This is a genomic window from Paraburkholderia sp. GAS448 (assembly GCF_050435685.1).
Lineage (GTDB): Bacteria > Pseudomonadota > Gammaproteobacteria > Burkholderiales > Burkholderiaceae > Paraburkholderia.
On sequence record NZ_JBNDKT010000007.1, the window covers coordinates 1 to 16,913 of the forward strand.

The following is a 16,913-nucleotide window of genomic DNA, read 5'->3' on the forward strand; positions in this document are numbered from 1 at the left end:
GCGACGACAACTATGAACCCATGATCACGACAATTACCCCCGTCGACCGGACAACATAGTTGTCGACGACCGGACAAGACAGTTGACGCTATCCACATCCCGTTTCTACCGGCGATTGTCAGTTCCTGGCCGCTTGGTGCCTCATGCGATCTGGCGATCCTGGCTTGTGTACTCAAACAGTAACGACAATGCGGCAAGCTTGCGCTGGATCGTCGCGCTCGACAGCGCGCGGGCCTCGAGCACCTTGCGCCACGCCAGCAAGTGGGCGCGCGTGACGATGCGGAACTCGTCCGGCTGCCGGATCCCGGCGAAATCCACGCAGTCCCGCAGGTCGATCCGGTGCGCACGGCGGGTGCGCGGGTTGTCGAGATTGGCGAACCACTCCGCTTCCGCCGGCACCGCGGCGTGCTGATGGAATTCTGCCACCGTCAGGGTTCGCGACGCGCCCGCGCCTCCTGTGCTGCGACCGGCCGGAGGGGGTGTCAGGAGACATCGGCGCCCTGCGTGCGGATCGCGGCGATCAGCTCCGCCGGCGTGATTTCGTAACGGACCTCGCGGTGGAGGCCGGGCCTGCGCGAGTCGGTGTCGACCAGCAGCACGCTCCTGCCGTCGGGCGTGGCTTCGAGGCGGACGATGCGCCGGATCATCTCCGCGACCGGATCGGTCTCGGGGAGCAGCTGCAGCGCGCCCTGCGCGCCGGCGATCGGGGACAGCGGGGAAGACATCGGGCGGGTTCTCCTGAAAGGGCTCACCGGCAATACCTGCAAAAGCTCACCGTTCGAGCGTGGCACCGTACTCTTGATAACCGCTTTATCAATAGTAGTGGGGACACAAAAAGCGCGGCGAACCAGTCGACAGAAACCGGTTCGCCGCGCTTTTCTGGATGCGTCCGGCCGTTTATTGAACCAGCCTGCTCATGAGGGGGCGTCTCAGGATCCGGAAATTTACGCACGTCAAGCGTCCGCGCACTGCGGTTCGAATGGCGCTGATCGGACCCTGAGCAGCCGTTGAGACGAGAACTGTCGCGTATGGCCGTTGTTTGGCTTGAGCGGCCGCTCCCCTCGCACTGCGTGCTTCAGTAGCAAACGGCCCCCTTTGGCCGCGATATCGCCTTAGGGCCCACCAGGTGGAGAGGGCGACGGGGGAGAGGTGTGGGCGTTTCAGCCAGGTAGAAATCGTGCCCCGGCTGCGCTGCGCGATGACGGGACGCTCACAAACGGCTCAGCAGCTCCGTCTTCTTGGCGGCGAACTCCTCATCGCTGAGAATCCCCTTCGCGTGCAGTTGGGCGAGCTTCTCTATGGTGGCGAACACGTCTGCCTCGCGGGCGACAGACTGAGTGCTGACGGGCTCCTCCTGCACCGGCGGCGACGCCGGCTGCGGAACCCCACCGACCGAGGCAACCGGCAGGCTGGCGACAGCAACCAGGCCGTGCTGGCTCGCGAATGTGAGGGACGCGCCGCGGGACTGCTGCTGTGAGAAGCCGCTGATCTGGTGATCGAGCGTATCGTAAGTCGTCACCTTGCCGTTCACTTCGATCGCCAGGCGCCGGGGCTGTGCGAAGTAGGCATAGCGGACGTCGTTCTGCGCGCCGGTGCTGTTGGGCCGCCCCAGATCAGCGGGCCACCAGTCGCCAGAGGTGCCGGGCGCGGGCGGAACGAACAGACTCACCGGTTCGACCGGTCCGGCTGCAGTCTGCTGCTGGGTGCTGCCACCGTAACCAGCGCCCTGCTGTTGTTGCTGGCCACCACCGTAGTTGCCCTGCTGCTGGGTACCTTGGCTCTGCGACTGGAAGTTGCCGCTGCGAATAAGGTCGGGCTGGTTTGCCATCAGGCGGGAAAGCTCGAAACAGAGCCCATCGACCCGGCCTTTCAGGTAGTTGTTAAACATGTCGGAGACCATGGTCATTCCCCCCTGCATCCACTGGCCGGAGCCACCAAATTCGGGGTGATTGAACTGGGCCATGCTGCCGTTACCGTGGATCACAGACTCCAGCATGCTCATCACGGCATCCGTGCTGAACCCATGTCGCTGGGCTACTTCTTCGATCAATTGCTGGCCGGCTGGGGTGAGTTTTCGCATTTAATCCACTCATGTTTCTTCCGACACCGGGTTATATAAACCGCAGCGCCGCTTGTTCCGTGCCAGACGGGGTATTTCAGCGAGGATTGCGAAAATTAGGCAACGTGGCTGGGGAACAGTTCCGTGCACCGGCGCCATCGCAGCAGCGAATTTCGAAATATTCGCAGGCCACCTGGTCTGTTCATCGAGGTACTTGAAATGGGCATGCAGGCGCTCGAGGATCGCGACCAGACGCGGCGGGAGCAAATGCACGGCGAGCGTCGCCGGCAGACGCGTGATGACGGTTTTACCGCATTACCGACCGGCAGGCCGATACCGAATTCAAGCAGAAATCCGCGCACCTGGTTGACGGTCTTCGTACGATCAAGCACGAGCGATTCACGCTCGATGCAGTACAGAAAGACACCACGTCGCCTGCATCGAAGGGGAAATAGTCATCCATCTGTTGAATTCGTTAGTAAAGTTTTTCTGGCTGCGTCGTTCGCGGCGAAGCGCGAATAGCCCGGCCATATTAGACGAAAAGGCATCAAGCGCACCTGCAAACGCAGCAAGCGCTCCCATGCACGGGTGACCGGTCGGGTCCGCCGGCCTGACCTACTATTAACCGCGGTCGCGCGGGTGCGGCATTTGGAGCGTGAATGGCACGTGTGCCGGCACTCCAGTGGGACCATCCGCCCGTAGGCCGAACTACACAATTTCTACGGCCGCTCTGGAGATCCGGAAGTGTAGCGCGCAAATGAGGTCTTTCTACGGGTCAGATATATCCATCCGCAGACATCGTTTTCTTCGCTTCATCGATTTCTGTAGCAAGAATCATTGCGAGTGCGTTACCACCACTGTTCAGAGGGCGGCGCGGTCGAAAGATTGCGTCACCGCGGGCCACGGGCTTGCCACTGAGTGCGCATGTGCCCGCGGCGGTCGCGTTGGCGCGCGTCCATGTTTGTTCGCCATAGCGGCAGCCGGTCGGACTGCTCCATTCGATCAGTACGGTTCGATCGGAAAGACATTCGAGCAGGCGCACGGATGCGTCTTGCGATCCGGTTGCCGGGCGCCGTTCGCGACAGGTCGCCGGCACGCTGACGGCTTCACTGCGCGGGCAATGTAGCAGGGCGCGAGCGATGATTTGCCAACGCGTGTCCTGTCTTTGGGTTTCCGCTACTGCCAGATCTTTCGGTTCAACGGCAAGCATTATCAAACTCACACAGAAATGATCGGGGTACCGTTCGCGCATGGGCGTGTCCGGCCATCCGTAAGATTCAGCTGCGTCGGTGCGGCTCGCTGGCCGAAGCGCTCAGGATCAGCGGGCCGAGCTACGTTGACTTCAATTCCTGCAATAGCGCCAGCGCGTTAGAGGCGCCCATCCGCTGTGCCGCATCGGCCGCGCCGACGCCCGATGTATCAGTCGCGTCGAGATTGGCGCCGCGGCCGACGAGATATTGGACGATCGCGGTGCGGTCGAACATCGCCGCGATCATTAGCGCGGTACGCCCGTCGGGCGATGCGCCTTCGATATCGGCACCGTATGCGAGCAGCAGCTTGATCATCGGCAGATCGCCCTTAAACGCGGCGCCCGCGACCGGGGTCTGCCCATTGGCGTTGCGCAGATCCGGGTCGGCGCGATGCTGCAGCAGCACGCGCACCGTTTCCAGATGCCCGTGATACGCGGCGAGCATCAGCAGACTGTCGCCGCGATGATTGCGCAGATTCGGCGTCAGGCCGTTGCCCAGCAGCACATTGAGCGCTTCAAAGTCGCCGGAACGCGCGAGATCGAATACAGCGTTCGCGAATTCCATCGCTTCGTCGTCGAGCTCGGCAGCTGATGAGGCGTTGCGGACGGTGGCTTGCATATTCGTACTCCTCTATATGGTAGTGCCGGACGCGGTGGCCGTTTCGTCACCGATCAGATTAATTCAAGGCTGTCGTTCACATGCACCGTGCCCGCTTTCACCGGCTCCGAGTAGACGCCAATCGTGCCGCCGTTATTTTTGTAAATAGCCTTAAGGATAGAGAGATCCTTGGGCAGATCGCCCTGCGCAAGTGTTGTCATGACGCATCGTTGAGTCCGCTGTTTGATTTCGAGCACGACCGCGCCGATGGCCCGCCAGCGGTTTGACTACGCCGCCAGCGGTTCAGCCCGCTCCCTCACGGCTTTCCGTGCATTGTTGCCCAGCCGGTAGAGCAATTCGTAACTTGCGGAAAGACGGGTGGCGCCTGGGACATAGGCAAGAGGGCCGGCCGGATTTGCAAGGGATTTCGACGCGGCCTGGGCCCAGGCGGTCAGCGGACTGAGCAGAGCCCGCTGGAATTCGTGCAGTTGATAGAGCATGGGTGCTCCCGGATAAGTGCTTGTTCGCATGAGGGCGGCGCAAAAGCGCGTAGAGCGTGACGACGTCCCGTTTAACTTGACAGCGCTTGCGCTGCTGGACGACACGGTGAAATTGAGGGACACGGACAGTCATAGGTGCGAGATGGCCATTTTTCGATGGTCCAGTGTAAGAACCTCTGCGCAACCCTCATGTCATTCTCCTCGACTCGCATTACCCGGACGAATCCAGTCTGCCTACAGACAGACGCGACGACAATCGAAAGGATGCGTCGAAAACTGCCACGCGCACGTTGTCTACTGCCACGCAATGGCCATACGATTCATTCTCCGGACCGTCAGGCGGAGTTATGGCCGAGCGCGACGAGCGCAGTCGGAGCGCGAGGGTCCGCTGGACGGAGCTTTCGCGCGAACATGCGCCAGAACCGGCGCAATCAGCATCGATTGGCTGCATCATTCACGCGCGGTCCTTTCGAACACGGCGCTGAACAGAACCGATGCACCCATTTTCGTCCGGCAAACGTGACCTCACACTGACCCTGCGATTACGATTTTGATATCTCTCGGGAGAAGAAAAATTTCATCGCGGGCTTTAAGCATTCAAGCCTCACGTGCCCATGATGACTTTGCTACATTTACCAGACCATTTGGCACAGCCTTCCGAACGCGCGAGCGTGGCTGGTCGTTGCAGATGCGCGAGGGGCACAGCGCAGCTTTGCGGCTGTGCATCAGCTCGCGGCGCGCCCTCTCGGAACCGCTCCGCAAATCGACCGCCCAATTCTTGATTTGCAGGGCCTTCCAGGGCGCTAATCGAGCATGTTTGCGGAGCGGAAAATCGCGTAATGCTTTGATTTTATGGAATATTGGTGTGGCCTCATAATCCGCCTCCGAAAGGACATCGTGGGTTCGACTCCCACCCGGCCCACCAAGCCTGGCTTGGGTTTGCGGGTTTTTGCGTTAAGTGGAGATGCTTCCCGAGCAGCGCAGACGACGGCAGAAAAATTCCATACCGGGTTCTGAAAATGCCGCTTCACCGCATGGACTCGACTTCTCGCAGCAACGGAGGCGGATTTCACATCCCCCTCGTCGCGATGACTCAGCAGCAAAGTTGCTGGCATATCCGGTGAACATTGCCACCTGTACTGGTTACATCTGTGCCAGATTTCGATGTCGTCGGCGACAGAATGGGTTGCTGGGCGTCATGTTCGACGGTGGCCGCATACCCACCACAGGATGCGATTTGTTGCGCGCGCTGTAGCGATCGGGCAGGTAGTCCGGACGGTTGCGCATGCGCTGCGAGATCTCGTAAAACCCTTCGCTGTACAGACGCTCGATTCCGAACAACTTGAGTGTTGCGACCGTGGGGCAGAAGTCGGGCCAACCAGGGCCGTTCATTCGCGCCGTTGCGCAGATATCTGGACGTCGGCTTGACCTCTGACAGCGACCATTCTTGAGCCATGTCATCGGGCGGGTCGTCGGCCATTCTGGACGTTCGCGCCCGAGTGTTATTCGTCGACTTGCAACGTCGGCTTCGGAGAAGTCGGGATGCTTACTCTCGACACTGAACTTTCGTTGGAGGTCTCGTCGGGCGAACGTTTTGGCGGCAGCAGCCATCGCATCCCTTTGCAGCCACCGACACGTCGATCGAAGCGCTCGCGCGACATCGCACAGCGTGTCCTTATTAACGGGAACCTGCCTTTACGCGAACCTGCCTTGCCTGCTGCCCCAGGGCTCGCGACAGGTTCGCTGCTTCATGTTTGAGCAGCTCGGCAAACTGCGCGATCCGCTCATCAGTGACGCGCACGCTCGGGCCGAATATGCAGATCGAACCCGCTACCTGATCTGCTCCGTTGAAGAACGGTGCGGCGACCGCGACGGCACCGTCAATCAATTCATGGCGGCTCGTTGCAAAGCCCTGTGTGCGGATTGTTTCCAGATCGGCGAGCATGCGCTCAACATCCTGTTTCGAATCGGAGATGTAGCGGCCTAGTTCTTCAGCGGGAAGCCGCATCTGGGACAGGATCGACCGGCCACTCGCGCCGAGCACGAGCTTTTCGCGGTAGCCGACGCCGCGCCGGAAACTCAGCGGCTGCGGACTTTCCATTTCTGCGACACACAACCGGTTCACGTCGTCAGGCACGAAAAGGGCCACCGTTTCTCCCGTCGCTTCCCACAGCCTGCGCAACATGGGCTGCGCAAGCTCCGCGACGCGGTGGCTCGTCATCCAGACATGCGCCAGGTGTGCGACGGCACTGCCGAGTCGAAAACGCTGTGGCTCCCCGGACGAGAAGAGAAACCCCTGTTGCTCGAGTGTGTTGAGCAACCGGTACAACGTCGGTCGGCTCAGATCCACACGGGTAAGCAGTTCCGCCACCGACAGTTCTTCGTCTCCGGGCCGGAACGCAAGAAGAATTTCCAGCGCTCTTTCTACCGCGCGCACACTTTCATGCGATTTTTTTTCTTCCATCGGAAATTTCCTGTTCTCTCTGCCTCGGGCTGATTGCGCATTGTAGTGAAACTCCTGGGTGCCGAGTGCTTGACTCCAGTCAATCTGTCCGTACAATGAAACAATATTCTCACACAGCGGACAAAACGCAAACCTGATTCGGGAGGAAAAGATGGACAGGAACATGTCAGAAACCCTGGTGCGCACAGGCCCGGGAACCGCGATGGGCAATCTGATGCGCCGCTACTGGGTGCCGGTGCTTTTGACGAGCGAGATTGCCGAGCGGGACTGCCCGCCGGTGCGAGTGCAGATCCTCGGCGAGAAACTGCTGGCGTTTCGTGACTCCGAAGGCAACCCGGCGTTGATCGACGAGTTCTGCTCGCATCGCGGCGTATCGCTGTATTTCGGTCGTAACGAGGAAAACGGCATCCGTTGCGCGTACCACGGCCTGAAATTCGATCGCAACGGGAACTGTGTCGAGGTGCCGTCCGCGCCCCAGGCGTGCAAGCACATGGGCATCACGGCCTATCCGTGCATCGAGCGCGCGGGAATCGTCTGGGCCTACATGGGGCCGAAGGACCGTCAGCCGGCGCCCCCTGATCTCGAGTGGTGCAACCTCCCCGCAAGTCATGTGTTCGTTTCCAAGCGACTCCAGGAATCGAACTATCTGCAGGCGATGGAAGGTGGGATCGATACGAGCCACGTGTCGTATGTACATCGCTACGAGGTCGATGAAGACCCGATGCATCAGGGCACCAAAGCTCTCGACTACATCAAGGCAGATGGCAATGTGATCTTCGAAATCGAGAAGACGCAATTTGGCCTGACCCTGTTCGGCCGCCGCAATGGCGAACCGGATTCGTACTACTGGCGTGTGACGCAGTGGCTGTTCCCGTGGTACACGCTGATCCCGCCGTTCGGCGACCATTCGCTGGCGGGCCACGTGTGGGTCCCGATCGACGACCACACCTGCTGGGCCTGGAGCATCAACTTCCGTCCCGACCGTCCGTTGAGCGAGCAGGAGTTGAGCGACCTCGAGGCGGGCAAAGGGATCCACTGCGAATACGAACCGGGCACGTTCCGTCCGAAGGCCAACAAGGACAACGATTACCTCATCGACCGCCAGGCGCAGAAGGAAAAGCGGGCTTATTCGGGCGTATTCGGCTTTGCCATGCAGGATGCCTCGCTGCAGGAAAGCATGGGGCCGATCCAGGACCACAGCAAGGAAAAGCTGCTGCCGACCGACCGTGCGATCGTGATGGCGCGTCGCATGCTTTACGAGGCGGCGACGGTGCTGCTCCCCGATTCCGATCCGCCCGCGATCGACGCCGATCAGCAGCGCGTGCGCGCAGCAGGCGCCTTGTTGCCACGAGATCAGAAGCCGCAGGAATGGGCTGTGATCCACCTTGCTGACGGCAAGGGGCAGCCGATCTACTCGATCTGATTTCCCGAGCCGGGCGCGTGCCCGGCTTCCTCGGTCACCGTTTGCGTATTCCGCAACAAGGAGGCCGGCGCAACGCCGGCATGAAATGCAGCAAGGTACAAGACTTCAAGGCAAGGTCGCGTTGATCACCGGTGGCGGTGGCGGAATTGGAGCCACGACGGCTCGCGTGTTTTGTGGCGAGGGTGCGGCCGTCGTGCTGGTCGATGCGAACCAGGAGGCGCTGGCGCGTGTTGCTGACGAACTGATCGGGCTGGATCCATTCGCCCGGATCAAGACGTTCGTGGCCGATGTGTCCAGCGCAGACGATGCGGTCCGCGCGGCGCAGCTTGTTGCGGATTCGTTCGGCCGGCTCGACGTGCTGGTCAACAATGCCGCTATGCGCAACTACAGCCCGCTCGCGGAGGCGACGCCGGCCGAGTGGCAGGCCATGGTGTCGGTCAATCTGATAGGCACATCGAACTACTGCAAGGCGGCGCTTCCTTTACTGCGCAAGTCGGGTTCGGCCAGCATAGTCAATGTGTCGTCCTGCTACGCCGTAACGGGTCGAAAGGGCATGGGCCTCTACGACGCGACCAAGGCCGGCATGCTGGCGATGACACGCACACTCGCATTTGAGGAAGCGGCGCATGGAGTGCGCGTGAACGCGGTTTGTCCGGGTTCCACACTCACCGATTTTCACGTCAACCGGGCGCGCGCCGCTGGCAACAGCGTCGAGGCGCTCAAAACGCAGCGGCAGGATACGTCGTTGATCGGGCGGTGGGCAGCGCCCGAAGAGATCGCCTGGCCGATTCTTTGGCTCGCGAGCGACGAAGCATCGTTCATCACCGGTACGACGCTGATGGTCGACGGTGGTCTGTCGGTTATGTAACGGACGGTCGGCATGAATAATTCCATGTTTACCGTGCGCGTTGCGCGTCGGCGTGCCGAGGCTGAAGGCATTGTCAGCTTCGAACTCGTCAGCCTGGATGGAGGCGATCTGCCCACGTTTGAGGCGGGTGCACATATCGAGGTGCACGTGCCAGTTGGTCTGATCCGACACTACTCCCTATGCAACGCACCGTCGGAGCGTCATCGGTATCAGATCGCCGTCTTGCGCGATGCGGCATCGCGTGGCGGCTCGGCGGGCATGCACGATGCCGTGCACGAGGGTGACGAGATTCAGATCAGTGCGCCACGCAATCATTTCGCGCTCGCGAAAGGCAATGTCGAACATCTGCTGTTCGCGGGAGGCATTGGCCTGACGCCGCTGCTGTGCATGGCCGAGCATCTGGGTCGCGAGGGAGCCGCGTTCAGTCTGCACTACTGCGCCAGATCACGCGCTCGCGCGGCTTTTGCGGAACGGATCGCGGGTTCTTCGTGGGCAGACCGGGCGCAGTATCACTTCGATGATGGTGAAGAAGTCCAGCACATTGACCTCAATGCGCTGCTGGTCAATCCGCAACCCGACCGGCATCTGTATGTATGCGGTCCGCAGGGTTTCATGAACGCAGTGCTCGACACAGCGCGTTCGCTGGGTTGGCCTGCTGACCGCTTGCACTACGAGTATTTTGCCGGGGCCCCGGCAGCCACCGGCGATGAGGTTTCTTTCGATGTCCGGCTGGCACGCTCGGGTCGTGTCGTGTCGGTTCCTGCCGGTCGGACCGTTGTTCAGGCGCTCGCCGAAGCCGGCGTGGACGTGCCGGTGTCGTGTGAGCAGGGCATTTGCGGGACGTGTGTTACGCGGGTACTGGATGGGGAGCCCGATCATCGCGATCTGTACCTCTCACCCATCGAGCAGGCTCGCAACGATCAGTTCCTGCCGTGCTGTTCACGCGCGAGATCGCGGATGCTCGTGCTCGATCTGTAACAGTGGGACGTATGCCAGCTTGCCTCGACAGGCTGGATCAAGAATCAGAACAACACGGCGGCCGCGTGCACGCCTTGCATCGGAGGAGTCATGGAGAAAAATCTGACGTCGTCTGGCGACGTATCCAGCGGAGTCTGGGCTGCGGGCACCTCCGCAGGCACAGAGGCGAGCAGTTACCGGTGGGTTGCACTGTTCATCGTATGGGCGGCGTTCCTGCTCAGCTACATCGACCGGGTGGCGTGGAGCACGGTTGCCGCGCCCGTGGGCGCTTCGCTTGGGCTGGACGTCGCCTTGCTCGGCGCGTTCGTAACAGCCTTCTACGCGGGCTACGTCCTTGCCAACGTGGTCGGCGGCATTCTGACCGACCTGCTTGGCGGGCGGGCGATGCTGACGCTGGCCCTGCTGCCGCTAGGCGTCTTCACCTTCTGTTTCGGCTTTACCCATACGCTGATGACTGGGATCGTGATCCAGCTTGCCATGGGTTTTGCCGCCGGCGCCGATTATTCCGCCGGCATGAAAATCATTCCCGCCTGGTTTACGCGGGACCGTGGTCGCGCCATGGGTATTTACACGACTGCCACATCACTGGCAGTGGTCATCGCCAATGCCGTGGTGCCGTCGTTTTCCGCGCAACACGGGTGGTCCAATGCTTTCCGGATGCTCGGCGTCGTTACGTTTGCTTGGGGCATTGTCGCGCTGTTGCTGTTGAAGAACCGCCCGGCAAACGATCTGTCGCCTGCGCGAAACAGCGCGAAGGAGATGCTAGGCCTGCTGCGGAACCGCAATCTGATCATCCTTGCCATCGCCGGATGCGGGGGTCTTTGGGCGACCGTGGGTTTCGGCGCGTGGGGCAATGCGTTGATGACCAGACAGTATGGCATTCCACCGGTCGTGGCGGGCTCCATCATTGCGTCGTTTGGAATTGGGGCGGTGATCGCCAAACCGACACTTGGATGGATTTCCGACCTGCCCGGAGTCTCACGCAGGCTGATGTCGATCCTCTGTCTCCTTGCTTTCATGGTCACACTGCTGGTTTTTGGTAACTGCTCGACAACAGCACAGTTTTATCTGGTGGCTCCGATACTGGGCGCGTTCTCGTTTGGCTACCTTCCCGTTCTGATGGCACAGGTCAGCGATGCGGCAGGCAAGCGCCTCGCCGGTGCCAGCGCCGGATGGACCAATGCTATCTGGCAGATGGGAAGTGCCGTATCTCCTCTTGCGGTGGGCCATGTGTATGGTAATACCCATTCGTTCATGCTCTCGCTGCTTACACTTGCCGTCGGACCACTGGTGGGCGTCGTTGCGATGTTCTTTGTCAGCAGGCACATTGCACGTGAATGAGGGTGCACTAAAGCAGAAGTGATCAACCATCGGGTCTTCTCATTCCGGTCCGATCAATTTTTGTAAATTCGCACTACTGAGTTAAATAACGAGAAATATGAAAAAGAGACTAACGGTGAAGTCAAACAGCGCGACCCGATCATTGAAGATTCTTCTCGCCTGCGGAATCGGAGGAGGCGTGAGCGTCGGTGCGCATGCACAGTCCTCAGTTACCCTCTACGGGATCGTCGATTCCGGAATTGAATATGTGAGTCATGCGGCGAAGCAAGGGTCGGGCGACTTATTCAGGCTCAACACCGGTAACCGTATCAATTCGCGCTGGGGCATTACCGGAAAGGAAGATCTCGGCGACGGCATGCGTTCGATCTTCACGCTTGAATCAGGATTTGCCACGAATAGCGGAGCGCTACAGCAAGGTGGCCGGCTGTTCGGTCGACAGGCGTTTGTCGGTCTCGAGTCGGATCGCTTTGGCACGGTGATGGCTGGACGTCAGATGACGCCGATGTACCGCTATTTCCTTCCGCTCGATCCGCTGAACTATTCGAGTTACGGGCTTTCGGCACAGGATTCCCAGTTCGTCGGGCGGGCCGATAATGCCATTGCGTACCTTGGTCATGTGGGACCGTTCGAGGCAAATTTTCTTTACAGCTTCGGCTATGACTCCACGGTGCCCGACGGCGGACAGGTTCCGGGGGCGTTCCGAATTGGCAAGCAGTATGACGTCGGAACCCGCTATCGTCAGGGACCCATCAACCTGACGTTTGCCTTTGAACAGCGGCAGGGCCAGAGTGCCGCATCGGCGAGCGATAGCGAGCGCCGGTACATGGCGGGAGGATCCTGGCAGATCGGCGACGCAACCCTCTATGGCGGTTACGAACTGGTGCTCAACACAATCGTGGCTACGCTGCAGGCCTCACCACCACAGTACATGGCATTTGGCGGGCTACGGTATAAGGTGACGCAGCAACTTCAACTTTCGGCGGCGTCCTACTATCACTCGTATCGCATGGTATCGGCGCACGCGCTGAGTTCCGGGGTCAATGCTGATTACTGGCTCTCCAAAAGGACAGCACTGTATACCGATGTGACTTACGTGATAAACAGTGCAAGGGCTGCATTGAGTGCGACGGGGTCGACGACACCCGTGGCGACAGGTGCAAATCAGCTAGCGATCGCAATCGGGATTGTGCATACGTTCTAGGTTGCCACTGTGAGCGGCGTTTGTCGCTGCGACACACGCGGCGACGGCGCGACCAGTCGGCGAGAGAACGCGTAAAGCATCTGATCTGCGCGATTTCCTCAAGCCATTTCGGTCTGAGGAGTTGAGTAGATCCAGCAGACCCGCATAACGACGCGACGTGATACCGGAGCACGGCGCAGTGCCGCTCGAAGGTTCGAAAGCAGTGTCTTGCGTAGGCGCGTCGAAAGCAGACATTGCGAATGGCCGCACTTGCTAACGCATCAATGTCCCCTTCGGCCGTTGGCCCATCAACAATTGAACGGCCGGTATATGCCGTTCAGCTGACAACATACGGGCAGTTCGGGCGAACGGCAGCTTTGACCGTGACATAACGGCAGTGAACGACCTTTCCGCCCTGGTCGGCAAGTTCCCGGCCGAAGCGGCCATTCGCCCAATGGTGTTAGCGTGTTAGCCAGGGGCGGCGACACGTCAAACCTCATAACAACGCCAAACCGCGTGCGAGCACGTCCCGATCGGCGGGGGTACAGATGCCAAGATCAAACTGGGCCCCCTGGCCGAATTCATGGTCGCTCGCATGTAGCACGGCGAGCAGCGCCCGTTGCAGACGTTGCCGTCGCACGATGGCCGCAAAGCTCTGGTTCTCTTAAGGTTTGTTCTCGATGCGCAGCGTCATCCGCTGGCTGTCGATGTCGCTGACCTTCAGCGCCACCACCTCACTCACGCGCAATCCGGCGCCATAGGCGACTGACAGCGCGGTCTGATGCTTCAGGTTCCCGGCTGCCGCGATGAGCCGCCGCACCTCGTCCGGGCTCAGTATGACGGGCAACTTGCGCGGCACACGAACGGGCTGCATCCTGGCCATCAGCTGGGGCTGGCCGAGCGTGACTTCGAAGAAGAACTTCAGCCCGCTGATCGCGGCGTTCAGCGAAACAGGCGACGTGCCGTGATCCACCAGATGCAGCTGGTAGTCCCGAAGGTCCTCGACGGTGGCGGTATCGGGCGAGCGACCGGGAAACCGGGAAAACTCGCGCACGATGCGCAGATAGTTGGCTTGCGTCCTGGGGGAAAGCTGGCGCATGCGCATGTCGTCGATCATGCGCTGGCGCAGCGGGCTGATGCCCTGTCTGGTGTGGGTCATGACTCTGCTCCCGTTGACTGACGAGGCGGATTGCCTCGCCCTTCAACATGAAAACAGAGTCGGTTTCCCCTCCATTACCGCTATCGCGGGCCGGAGCCCTTTACCGCGCGAGCGGTTTCGTTCTGCGACCCCGGGCCGTCATTCGAACCGACATTGCGCCAATGGCCGCTTCCGAGTGCGGAGCCGCCGCTCGAATAGTCACTTGGCGGAGATGGCGAGCGGCGGCTAGTGGGAAACGGCCGCGTCCTTTGCATTCCTGGTACGTCCTTCACAGCTTCTTAACCGATACGTTGCAGCCGGGCGCCTATCTGTCCAATATCGGCTTCCCACGTCCCATACAACCCGCGCATCGCTTCCAGAACGCGAGTGGGCCGTTGTTCGACATCGGCGCGCAGTGCCTCGACGGCATCATAGAAGGCTAGACCTACTGCGAGTTGTCCGCGAAACTGCGGCAGTTGCCCTTCGTCCAACATCCGGGCACTGTGCCCAATCCGCGGGAAACAAATCAGACTTGGAATGTCCGGCTGTCGCATGATGAGCAGGTATCGCCAACGGTGGCCAGGTGCGCGTCCAGCCGGTACGAGCTCGACGCTGGATCTGATTGGATCTTCTCCAACCAGAAAGTCGTAGACCGTCGAAACCCGCTCCGGAGCATTGCCCGCAAGGAGCACATAGTGCTCGACGGTCGTCACGCGGCGCTTCGCGTCAGTCGAACGCTCACGGTGTACGGGCGTAAGCCCGAAGACTGCCATCAGACGCGACAATGCCGCGCCGGGCAAAGTCCCCTGCCCGGCAAGATAGGAATCGAGCTCAATTTTTGCCACGCCTACGCGTTTCGCAACTGCAAGCGACGGTTCCGGCCAGCAGCCAAGCAAGGCGGATATGATTTCGCGAGCGTCATCTTCGCACATGGTGACCACCTGGGGGAAAGCCAGCTTTTGACCCGAGATCTGCTGCCTGTCCGGATAGCCACGCTTCCCTGGAATGACCGCGACATCTGCCTCCTCGACGGGAGTAAGCGTGTCCGCGAAGGCGTTCCTGTCGGTAGTCATCCCCCGGAGCTGAAACCTCAGGCTCACGTCGCGCAGGAATCGCAACGCACCTTGCTCCCTCGCTGTTCTTAGGTGACGTTTTGAGGCTTCGATATTCATAACCGTATTTCCTCCGACAATTTGAACCGGTATCCAATCCCGACGAATGCAATCCACCGATTGACCGTGACGTACGTCCTGCTGCTCAACACAGGCTGGCCATAGGCCGCAATGGACGAGACCGTCGTGACGAGTGGACACAGGCTCACCGTTGCGTTCGGCTGCAGTGTCGTCCCGATATGTCAATCATCGGGACGAACGCGGTCTACGACCATCCCCGAAACGGGGGATCGAGGAAACGTCGAACGATAGAGCCACGGTCAGCATGGACCGCAATTGCAATAACAATCGGCAAGGACCCGCGAGCATTGCCGCCTTTTCACCTTCGATACGGGTCGGTTTAGTGCGCAGTGGCGGACGACGCCAGCGGTGCTTCATTTTTCCCGTAGATGCCATAGTGAATCTGCAAATGCGGGGGTGCGCACAACCGATGGGGCGCTCCAAACTCATTGACGAATGACCTGGATGCGTCCCGCCTTGACTGCCGCTTTCAAAACTGTCCAGTCAGCCTCATTCTGTTCCGCATAAGCGAGCGCGAATCGCTCGATGGCTTCGTCGAACGCACCCGACTTTCCAACATATCCGGTAAGCAATGCGGGATCGCCCGCTTTCGCCATCGAATGGGCCAGCGCGTGGGCGCAGGAAACCGCGTATTCGCCGAGATCTTCGACGTCGAAAGTGGTGAAGTCGAATGCGCCCTTCATGTCGCGCAACTGTCGAACATAGAAATCGTTGCCTGTATGGCGCATCTTGGACCAACCCAGAAATATGTCGCTGGCCGATTGCAGCAGACGCTGCCCGTTCACCACCCGCTGGCCATGATTGGTAAAACGGCTGGGCGGCAGATAACCCTCCAGTACGGAAGCCCGGGCCTCCTTGAGTTGCAGGAACAGTGGACACTGTCCGTCGGCCATGAAAAGCGCCTCGTAGCAGCGTGTCCCCACCGACCCGATGCCCACCACGCGAATCGCCACATCCACCAGCTCATAACGATCGAACAGTGCGCGCCTGTCATCGGGGAGCGTCAAACGGTAGTCGGCGAAGAAGCGCCGGACCTGCGCGTCGTATTGTTTGCGATCGTGCGGGCTCTCCAACGGGACGTGATAAACGAGCGGCGGCAGGTCCTTGATGCGCAGCTTGCCGTTGACCAGTTCGGTTTTATGACTCATCAGGGAACGTGACGACTGCTGTCTCGCCTTTTCGATGACGGCCAGCTCTCTTCTTCTTTCCTCCAATGAATCGGCAATGGCCAGCATGCCCGCCGCCTTGAACTGGGAGTACCAGACGTCGAGCGTGTCCATCCGGGTGAAGTCCGCGACCCGTTGGCGGAACGTCTCGCACAGCCGGCGCACCACGCCGCGCTGGTCACGCGTCGCAAATCCACGTTCGCGCGCGGCAATCACGAACGATGCAGCCAGCCTGCGCACATCCCAGTCGAAGGGGCCGGGCAGCGTTTCGTCGAAGTCGTTGGGTCCGAACAGAACGCGCCGCTCCGGGCTCGCGAACAGTCCGAAATTCGCCAGATGCGCGTCGCCGCCCAGTTGCACGATCACATCCGAATGCGGCAGTTTCGACAGGTCATATGCCATCAGCGGCGCGGCACCGCGATAGAACGCGAATGGACTCTCGACCATGCGTCCGTAGCGGATAGGTATCAGCTCCGTCACCCGGCCGGCGTTGGACGCCTCGAGCAGCGCGATGGGATCCCGATCCTCGATCTTGCAGTTCGCCAGCTTCGCGCGCGGTGCCTTTGCGCGCGCCGCCTTGCCCTGCTCGATGCGCGCAGCCAACGAGCCACGCCCCGCAAACAGCATGGACGGGTCTCCTTGCGCCACCAGCGTCTTCGGGTCAGAGGGTCGCGTACCAGATTCGTTGTGCTTTGCAGCAGCGGATTCAGACACGTGTCACTCCTATTTTGAGTTCTCTGTCAAAGCGACTTTGCA

At 60.4% G+C, this 16,913-nt stretch carries 13 protein-coding genes and 4 pseudogenes; 5 read left to right on the forward strand and 12 right to left on the reverse strand.

The genetic code is table 11. The features are described from left to right. Positions 1–141: 141 nt before the first annotated feature. From P3T23_RS15175 to P3T23_RS15215, 9 genes and pseudogenes are all read right to left on the reverse strand, one after another. Positions 142–426, reverse strand: a complete 285-nt coding sequence (locus tag P3T23_RS15175) for a site-specific integrase (protein ID WP_429316993.1) — start codon at positions 424–426, stop codon at positions 142–144. 56 nt (positions 427–482) lie between these two features. Then, positions 483–725, reverse strand: coding sequence for a hypothetical protein (locus P3T23_RS15180; RefSeq protein WP_429316994.1), 243 nt, complete (start codon positions 723–725; stop codon positions 483–485). Between the two features lie 485 nt (positions 726–1,210). Next, positions 1,211–2,080, reverse strand: a complete 870-nt coding sequence (locus P3T23_RS15185; RefSeq protein WP_429316995.1) for an SHOCT domain-containing protein — start codon at positions 2,078–2,080, stop codon at positions 1,211–1,213. Positions 2,081–2,257: 177 nt separating this feature from the next. Next, positions 2,258–2,482: pseudogene (locus tag P3T23_RS15190) on the reverse strand (IS110 family transposase); the annotation flags it as partial. A 352-nt stretch (positions 2,483–2,834) separates the two neighbouring features. Continuing rightward, the gene (locus P3T23_RS15195) at positions 2,835–3,311 is read right to left on the reverse strand and encodes a DUF3331 domain-containing protein (RefSeq protein WP_429316996.1); all 477 of its coding nucleotides are present in this window, start codon (positions 3,309–3,311) and stop codon (positions 2,835–2,837) included. Between the two features lie 79 nt (positions 3,312–3,390). Beyond that, positions 3,391–3,927 (reverse strand): ankyrin repeat domain-containing protein, encoded by a 537-nt coding sequence (locus tag P3T23_RS15200; protein ID WP_429316997.1) that lies wholly within the window; start codon positions 3,925–3,927, stop codon positions 3,391–3,393. A gap of 53 nt (positions 3,928–3,980) precedes the next feature. Beyond that, positions 3,981–4,178 (reverse strand): annotated as a pseudogene (locus P3T23_RS15205) (MOSC domain-containing protein); the annotation flags it as partial. 51 nt (positions 4,179–4,229) lie between these two features. Continuing rightward, positions 4,230–4,406, reverse strand: a pseudogene (locus tag P3T23_RS15210) (polyhydroxyalkanoate depolymerase); the annotation flags it as partial. 1,678 nt (positions 4,407–6,084) lie between these two features. After that, positions 6,085–6,870: an IclR family transcriptional regulator gene (locus P3T23_RS15215; protein ID WP_429316998.1), complete on the reverse strand. Its 786-nt coding sequence runs from the start codon at positions 6,868–6,870 to the stop codon at positions 6,085–6,087. A 151-nt stretch (positions 6,871–7,021) separates the two neighbouring features. On the opposite strand from P3T23_RS15215, the gene P3T23_RS15220 reads away from it, so the two are divergent. The 5 genes from P3T23_RS15220 to P3T23_RS15240 all read left to right on the forward strand — a co-directional run bounded on the left by P3T23_RS15220 (position 7,022) and on the right by P3T23_RS15240 (position 12,681). Further along, positions 7,022–8,293: a Rieske 2Fe-2S domain-containing protein gene (locus P3T23_RS15220; protein WP_429316999.1), complete on the forward strand. Its 1,272-nt coding sequence runs from the start codon at positions 7,022–7,024 to the stop codon at positions 8,291–8,293. An 85-nt stretch (positions 8,294–8,378) separates the two neighbouring features. After that, complete coding sequence (locus P3T23_RS15225) at positions 8,379–9,161, forward strand: SDR family NAD(P)-dependent oxidoreductase (RefSeq protein WP_429317000.1); 783 nt, start codon at positions 8,379–8,381, stop codon at positions 9,159–9,161. A gap of 12 nt (positions 9,162–9,173) precedes the next feature. After that, positions 9,174–10,139, forward strand: a complete 966-nt coding sequence (locus P3T23_RS15230; protein ID WP_429317001.1) for a PDR/VanB family oxidoreductase — start codon at positions 9,174–9,176, stop codon at positions 10,137–10,139. A gap of 90 nt (positions 10,140–10,229) precedes the next feature. Beyond that, a complete protein-coding gene (locus P3T23_RS15235) occupies positions 10,230–11,480 on the forward strand; it encodes an MFS transporter (protein WP_429317002.1) in 1,251 nt (416 codons plus the stop codon). A 97-nt stretch (positions 11,481–11,577) separates the two neighbouring features. Further along, on the forward strand, positions 11,578–12,681 hold the full coding sequence (locus tag P3T23_RS15240; RefSeq protein ID WP_429317003.1) for a porin: 1,104 nt from the start codon (positions 11,578–11,580) through the stop codon (positions 12,679–12,681). A 655-nt stretch (positions 12,682–13,336) separates the two neighbouring features. Here the strand turns inward: P3T23_RS15240 and P3T23_RS15245 are convergent. The 3 genes and pseudogenes from P3T23_RS15245 to P3T23_RS15255 all read right to left on the reverse strand — a co-directional run. Continuing rightward, positions 13,337–13,819, reverse strand: a pseudogene (locus P3T23_RS15245) (tyrosine-type recombinase/integrase); the annotation flags it as partial. 278 nt (positions 13,820–14,097) lie between these two features. Continuing rightward, complete coding sequence (locus P3T23_RS15250; protein ID WP_429317004.1) at positions 14,098–15,111, reverse strand: hypothetical protein; 1,014 nt, start codon at positions 15,109–15,111, stop codon at positions 14,098–14,100. A gap of 305 nt (positions 15,112–15,416) precedes the next feature. Next, positions 15,417–16,871, reverse strand: a complete 1,455-nt coding sequence (locus P3T23_RS15255; RefSeq protein ID WP_429317005.1) for a DUF2252 domain-containing protein — start codon at positions 16,869–16,871, stop codon at positions 15,417–15,419. Positions 16,872–16,913 lie beyond the last annotated feature (42 nt).

What these genes read in the sequence shown, in the direction of transcription:
- P3T23_RS15180 (WP_429316994.1), bottom strand. Translation starts at nt 725, where the DNA reads ATGTCTTCCCCGCTGTCCCCGATCGCCGGCGCGCAGGGCGCGCTGCAG.
- P3T23_RS15185 (WP_429316995.1), bottom strand. Translation starts at nt 2,080, where the DNA reads ATGCGAAAACTCACCCCAGCCGGCCAGCAATTGATCGAAGAAGTAGCC.
- P3T23_RS15195 (WP_429316996.1), bottom strand. Translation starts at nt 3,311, where the DNA reads ATGCGCGAACGGTACCCCGATCATTTCTGTGTGAGTTTGATAATGCTT.
- P3T23_RS15200 (WP_429316997.1), bottom strand. Translation starts at nt 3,927, where the DNA reads ATGCAAGCCACCGTCCGCAACGCCTCATCAGCTGCCGAGCTCGACGAC.
- P3T23_RS15215 (WP_429316998.1), bottom strand. Translation starts at nt 6,870, where the DNA reads ATGGAAGAAAAAAAATCGCATGAAAGTGTGCGCGCGGTAGAAAGAGCG.
- P3T23_RS15220 (WP_429316999.1), top strand. Translation starts at nt 7,022, where the DNA reads ATGGACAGGAACATGTCAGAAACCCTGGTGCGCACAGGCCCGGGAACC.
- P3T23_RS15225 (WP_429317000.1), top strand. Translation starts at nt 8,379, where the DNA reads ATGCAGCAAGGTACAAGACTTCAAGGCAAGGTCGCGTTGATCACCGGT.
- P3T23_RS15230 (WP_429317001.1), top strand. Translation starts at nt 9,174, where the DNA reads ATGAATAATTCCATGTTTACCGTGCGCGTTGCGCGTCGGCGTGCCGAG.
- P3T23_RS15235 (WP_429317002.1), top strand. Translation starts at nt 10,230, where the DNA reads ATGGAGAAAAATCTGACGTCGTCTGGCGACGTATCCAGCGGAGTCTGG.
- P3T23_RS15240 (WP_429317003.1), top strand. Translation starts at nt 11,578, where the DNA reads ATGAAAAAGAGACTAACGGTGAAGTCAAACAGCGCGACCCGATCATTG.